Origin of the sequence: Vibrio sp. 10N.222.46.A1 (assembly GCF_041473595.1) — a bacterium.
GTDB lineage: Bacteria > Pseudomonadota > Gammaproteobacteria > Enterobacterales > Vibrionaceae > Vibrio > Vibrio tasmaniensis_A.
This window is the reverse complement of the sequence record NZ_JBFRSN010000120.1, coordinates 1-5618: the sequence shown is the minus strand read 5'-3', so window position 1 is coordinate 5618 and position 5618 is coordinate 1. Positions and strand designations below refer to the sequence as shown.

General features: G+C 42.4%; 7 protein-coding genes and 1 pseudogene. 5 read left to right on the top strand and 3 right to left on the bottom strand.

Annotation, left to right across the window (positions count from 1 at the left end; genetic code table 11):
- Positions 1-909 (bottom strand): chemotaxis protein CheV (locus tag AB4496_RS04380; protein ID WP_372130631.1); only part of this gene is annotated, 909 nt, incomplete at its 3' end.
- A gap of 76 nt (positions 910-985) precedes the next feature.
- Between AB4496_RS04380 and flgA the strand changes: the two genes are divergently transcribed.
- The 3 genes from flgA to AB4496_RS04365 all read left to right on the top strand — a co-directional run bounded on the left by flgA (position 986) and on the right by AB4496_RS04365 (position 2718).
- Positions 986-1732 (top strand): flagellar basal body P-ring formation chaperone FlgA, encoded by a 747-nt coding sequence (flgA, locus tag AB4496_RS04375; RefSeq protein ID WP_012603426.1) that lies wholly within the window; start codon positions 986-988, stop codon positions 1730-1732.
- Between the two features lie 177 nt (positions 1733-1909).
- Positions 1910-2227 carry a flagellar biosynthesis anti-sigma factor FlgM gene (flgM, locus tag AB4496_RS04370; protein ID WP_029225445.1) on the top strand — a complete coding sequence of 106 codons (318 nt, stop codon included), beginning with the start codon at positions 1910-1912 and terminating at the stop codon, positions 2225-2227.
- A gap of 65 nt (positions 2228-2292) precedes the next feature.
- Positions 2293-2718: a flagella synthesis protein FlgN gene (locus AB4496_RS04365; RefSeq protein WP_009848580.1), complete on the top strand. Its 426-nt coding sequence runs from the start codon at positions 2293-2295 to the stop codon at positions 2716-2718.
- Positions 2719-3008: 290 nt separating this feature from the next.
- Here the strand turns inward: AB4496_RS04365 and flgP are convergent, their stop codons facing one another.
- On the bottom strand, positions 3009-3440 hold the full coding sequence (gene flgP / locus AB4496_RS04360; protein WP_009848581.1) for a flagellar assembly lipoprotein FlgP: 432 nt from the start codon (positions 3438-3440) through the stop codon (positions 3009-3011).
- Between the two features lie 9 nt (positions 3441-3449).
- Positions 3450-4085, bottom strand: coding sequence for a FlgO family outer membrane protein (locus AB4496_RS04355; RefSeq protein WP_012603422.1), 636 nt, complete (start codon positions 4083-4085; stop codon positions 3450-3452).
- 192 nt (positions 4086-4277) lie between these two features.
- Here AB4496_RS04355 and AB4496_RS04350 point away from each other — a divergent pair, with 192 nt between their 5' ends.
- Positions 4278-5411: a flagellar assembly protein FlgT gene (locus tag AB4496_RS04350; protein WP_009848583.1), complete on the top strand. Its 1134-nt coding sequence runs from the start codon at positions 4278-4280 to the stop codon at positions 5409-5411.
- 139 nt (positions 5412-5550) lie between these two features.
- Positions 5551-5618 (top strand): annotated as a pseudogene (locus AB4496_RS04345) (Fe3+-citrate ABC transporter substrate-binding protein); the annotation flags it as partial.

Here is a 5618-nt window from a genome sequence, read left to right as displayed (position 1 = left end):
TTTAACCGCGCCACCAAGCTCATCAGGATTGAATTTCGCGATGAAGGAGTTAGCCCCTACACGCTCAACCATGGCTTGGTTAAATACACCACTCAATGATGAGTGCAAAATTACGTATAAATCTTTTAGTTCTGCGTGACGACGAATCTCAGCAGTCAGCGTGTATCCATCCATTTCAGGCATTTCAATATCTGAAATCACCAATGAAATTTGATCGTAAATACTGCCTTCCGATGCCATTTTCATCAGAGTCTCATAGGCTTCTTTACCATCTTTGACAGCAATGACCTCAAAACCAATAGATTCTATAGCACGTTGAACCTGCTTACGAGCAACCGTCGAGTCATCAGCAATCAAGATTCGGCGAACCAATTCTTTCTCTTGTTCAACTTCTGCAATTTCCTCTGCGATTCTGCTATCCATGGTTTCATCAACAGGTGAGATCTCAGCAAGAATCTTTTCAACATCCAGAATTTCAACCAATTCATTATCGATGTTGGTTACCGCTGTTAGGTAATTATCTTTACCTGAACCATCTGGTGGTGGAAGAATAGCTTCCCAGTGCATATTAACAATTCTATCTACAGAGCTTACGAGGAATGCTTGGATAGTACGGTTAAATTCAGCAATCACCACAAAGCACTTATCGATATCAGATGTAGGACGTCCGCCTACCGCTAGGCTCAAATCAATGACAGAAACTGTCTGACCACGAATATGAGCCACACCTTTTACGAGATGATGTAAATTTGGCATTAAAGTCAGACGAGGGCATTGTAAAACCTCTTTCACTTTAAATACATTAATACCGTAACGCTGACGCCCCATTAGGCGAAAGGTTAGTAATTCTAATCGGTTTTGACCGACGAGTTGCGTACGCTGATTCACTGAATCAAGAATACCCGTCATGAGCTCATCTCCATATCAAACTTTTTGGATAGAAAGTGTTAGTCTACTGCAGGCTACGAACCACTAGAGAAATAAAATGACATATCATAAAGCAAACATATATCTTTTTTCCATAGCTATGTGTAGAACTATTTTTAAAACTGTCGCTAAGTTTATCGGCATTCTAACAATATTGTTTAGTTTTTTTACACACGCGGCAACGCCGGAACAAATTGACATGATCCAATCAGCGGCTGAGCAACACATCCTTGACTCGGTGGAGCAACCGCGAGGCGGTGAACTTTTTGTTAATTCCGCTAATGTAGACTCTAGAATCAAAGCAACAAATTGTCCTATCCCCCTTGAGACAAGTGCCTCTACAACAACCAACACTCGCAGCAGCATTACTGTTTTAGTTCGTTGTGTTCCTGATGAATGGCGTGTTTACGTGCCAGTGCGCCTTTCAATGTCAGTACCACTTGTCACAACGACTCGTTCACTGGCGAGAGGCGAAATTGTCGGTCAATACGACGTCACAACTGCGATGATCTCTCTCAACAAATTTCGTCGCCAAGGCTTTACCACTCCACAACAAGTCATCGGTGCTAAGGTAAAAAAGAACCTAAGACCCGGTGATGTTGTCGAAAGAGGCGATATTTGTGTCGTATGTCGAAATGAGAAGGTTATCATACAGGCAGTAAAAGGTGGCATGACCATTACCACCAAAGGTACTGCACTTACCGATGGCTCAATGGGTGATCAAGTTAGGGTGAAAAATGACAAATCACAGCGTATAATCGAAGGTATTGTTACCAGCATGTCTGAAGTCACGGTTTACTTTTAACACTTCACTTTAAAGTGTCGGTATCGTTAGCGCTTTTATTCTCAACTCTAACATCCAATTATAACGGTTGAGGTGTTTGGTTCGTTTTCGACTATTGAGCTAAAAATTGCTAAAGTATTCTCACCCATGGTCGATATTGACTGTACAGGTTCCCATTTTGAAGAAAAAGGCTTAACTATGGCAGGTATTGATAATATTCGTTCAGGGCAAACCCTAGCGAGCACTAACCGCTCAGCAGTGCGCTCTGATTCTAAGTCTGAGGCATCAAGAGCTGATGTGTCATCTAAATCACCCGCAAGCAAAGATGCGGTTTCACTAAGCCAACAAGGCAAGGCGATTGGTCAACTCCATCAAGAGATGGCAGCACAACCAAGTTTCGATTCAGTGAAAGTCGCGGCAATAAAAGAAGCGATCGCAAATGGCTCATACACTGTTGATCCAGAAAAGTTGGCCGACAACATGATGAAATTTGAAAACGAATTAAAAGGTCTTTAAGCAAACATTAGCTTTTAAATAAAGTTATTATCTTAAAGTACACGAGGTTATTAGTAGGTTACATTATGGCGGCACTAGCAGATTTAGTTAATTTCCAACTTCAAAATGCCAAAGCCTTATCTGAATTATTGAGTTCAGAGAAAATCGCTATTACAAGCCGACAATCGAGCGATATTGAGCGAATAGCCAAAGAGAAAGTGGTTCTTGTTGAACAACTAAGATCAACCGATCAACGAATCGCTGCCCATACTAATATATCTGAACTAACCGAGAACCCTGAACTTGCTCAGTTAGTCGCAACCATCAAGTCCATAGTGCACGACTGCCATCAAGCGAACCTAGTAAATGGCGAAGCCTTGAATCGAGCACACCTTAGCTTCAAAAAACTCAGCAATATGATGCAGCAAAGTCACGGCAAAATTGGCATGACCTACAATGCCGGAGGCCAAACGCATACAATTTCTACGCTAGGAACCAACGTTAAAGCTTAGTTAGGTAAACCACCGCCCTCTCATATCTGTATCTGTATCTGTATCTGTATCTGTATCTGTATCTGTATCTGTATCTGTATCTGTATCTCAGCCTACCCTTCTCGTTACACTAGTCAAATCTCCCACTAAACCTGTGAATGTACTCCCCAAGCCGATAAACAAAAAAGCGGCAAGTACTTTAATACTTGCCGCTTTCTTATTCATAGCCGTTACTGGTTGCCGTTACGCCATCTGGAAAGCGAATAGCAGCCAATATAACAGGAGAAACCTATAACTAGACGATCCTTAAACTAGAACAACGTTTGTTGTCTCTTCTCAGGCACTGGTTGAACTTCGCCATAATTACGCAGTTGTTCCATTTTTCGGATATCTAACCGTAGTTCAGTCACATAGCTGTCGCCAACAGGGTAACTGCGCACCACTTCAGCCCCACGGATAACACCATCAACTGCACCTGAAGTTCTTTCAGCACCAAGACGCTGATCCTCAAGCTCAGCCCGACCACTCACGCGCATACCATACACTTGTTCGGCAAGTTCACGATACGCATCAATTTTAGAAGCTCTCATTGCTCGGATACGTTTCTCTTCGTCATTACGACCTTTCTGCTCGCTGACACTCGAGTAGCCAACCGCAACCAAAAAGTCATTAGGTCTCATGCTTTGTAATGGTTGACAGCCGACAAGCAATAAAGCGGCAACAACAAATATTAATTTCTTCATCACGAACTCCTAAGGGCGAAGAATAACAGTATGAGGCTGACTGATCGTTGGATCAGAACGAATAATAACCCCATCTTGAGTTCGAATACTGTTCAGGGTATCTAAGTCACGACCAATACGGTCTGCAGGTAAAAAGCCTTGTGCGGAGGCAACAACGATGCGAGTTTGCATTCCGACCACACGAGCATTCACTAGAACACCGCCTTCTTGACGAAGCATAGTTCCAGTCAAAACATACTGGACGTCTTGCTCTTGGGCTAAGTCTTTCCAATCGCGGCTAATAGCAAAATCCCCCTGGTGGGTCACTTGGATAGAGCCGGTGGTTTTAAAATCAACCACTTTAAAACCTCGACGCTGAAACTGATGAATGAAACCTTCTGATACCGAGTTTCCTAACCAACTGGTTGTGTCCATGTGTTGCAGATCGACAAACGAGGTAATGGCAATGGGTGTTCTGGCTGAAATACTCGTATTCGACAAGATCAAATCTTCGGTCATGCTTTCCACGAAAAAATCCATGGTATGACGCGGGCTGTCCATCAACATAAACGGACTGCCTGAATACTCAGATTTACCGTTATAGATTGGCGAATAAGCGCATGATGTCATTAACATGACACTCATTACTACGAGCCATTTTTTCATTCTCTTATCTCCAGATATATTTAGTGCTTGCTGTTCCAATATGTTCTCGCCATGACTCTTTTCAATGGATTACAATGTTGGAACAATCTTTGCTTTTCATTAATGGTTCAGATTATGAAAAACGCACTTGAGTCAGCTTTAAGCTTATAAATATTTGTTAAGCAATATTTATACCCAACTGGTAACGAATAGATGAAAAAAATAATTTATTACTTATTTTCAATAAGTTTACTGACAACCATCAGCTTCAGCACTCATGCCTCTTGGTATGAAGTTACCGGTACTGCGGCCATAGTATCGTCAGAGGATGCGGCAAGGGTTCACGCCTTAGAGGATGCCGTCTACAAAGCCATACAGTTCTCAGGCGCTGACATCGGCAGTATTGCAAACCTCACCCCCTACTTAGATGCAAAAAAGAAAGAATTTCAATTTACCAATCATGAAGTACGCTACATCCTGGTAGAAAAAGAGAAGAAACGCGGTGGCAATATCATGATCACCGCAAGGGTAGACATCTACCCTTCGGCAAGTGCTTGCCATGACAGCCAATATAAGAAGACGTTTTTGGTCGGTAATATTGATGTGACCTCTCCACAACAAGCTGTGATGGGTCGAATCTATAACATTGGTGATGATTTTGGCCATGTTGTTAACCGACAACTGGCGCAAGAATCTCGCAGTTTTGTCTCTGTTGGTACAACAAATTACGACATAGACAAGCGTCGACCGGAAGTGATCAAAATGATCGCACAAGATACCGGGGCACAGTACATCATAGGTGGTGACATCACCGACTTAACCGCAACCATCGAATCGAAGCTTTTGAAAGACGACATTATCAATCGCCAATTTGCGTTAGAAATGCAGGTATTCGATGGTAAAACAGGTCATCAGGTTTACAACCGAAGCTATCGTGAAGTTGCAAAATGGCCATTTGCTAAGACCAGTGAAATCGACACCCGCAGTGCTCGTTTCTGGGCATCAACTTACGGCAGTATGATGCTTCGTGTCAGTCGAAATATTATGTTGGACTTAGAATCAGAAGTATCTTGTAAGATCACGCTTCCTGAAGTTGCCGCGGTGTTTGGGAATATGGTGACCATTGATTTAGGCCGAATACACGGTGTACAACAAGGTGACAAACTTCAGCTTTGGCACACAGGTTCATTTATCGACCAAAGAGGCTTGCCGCGCAATAAGGTCTCTCAAAGCGATATCACCCTGACGGTTTCTCGCGTTTATGAAAACGAAGCTGAACTCACCATTGATCAACCAAGCCTTGCGGGAAGCATTCAAATTGGTGATGTAATGCAGAAAATCATGTAGTTAGCAGCACCATCAACTCATATTTCCTAATAAAGCCTTAGCACTTTTGTTAAGGCTTTATTTTTTTCATGAGGATTAGTTTCGGTTTCGCGGTATTTGTCGTAACCTTACTAATAACATAATCATCATTTAGCAAACTATGAGCCAGAATAATCTAATTGGTGCTACCGGTTACCGCTTTATCTCGAAAGGTAAGACCGCTTTTAA

Excerpts from the sequence above, each read along its gene's own strand:
- AB4496_RS04365 (WP_009848580.1), top strand. The coding sequence starts at position 2,293 with ATGGCGGCACTAGCAGATTTAGTTAATTTCCAACTTCAAAATGCCAAA.
- AB4496_RS04355 (WP_012603422.1), bottom strand. The coding sequence starts at position 4,085 with ATGAAAAAATGGCTCGTAGTAATGAGTGTCATGTTAATGACATCATGC.
- flgP (WP_009848581.1), bottom strand. The coding sequence starts at position 3,440 with ATGAAGAAATTAATATTTGTTGTTGCCGCTTTATTGCTTGTCGGCTGT.
- flgA (WP_012603426.1), top strand. The coding sequence starts at position 986 with ATGACATATCATAAAGCAAACATATATCTTTTTTCCATAGCTATGTGT.
- AB4496_RS04350 (WP_009848583.1), top strand. The coding sequence starts at position 4,278 with ATGAAAAAAATAATTTATTACTTATTTTCAATAAGTTTACTGACAACC.
- flgM (WP_029225445.1), top strand. The coding sequence starts at position 1,910 with ATGGCAGGTATTGATAATATTCGTTCAGGGCAAACCCTAGCGAGCACT.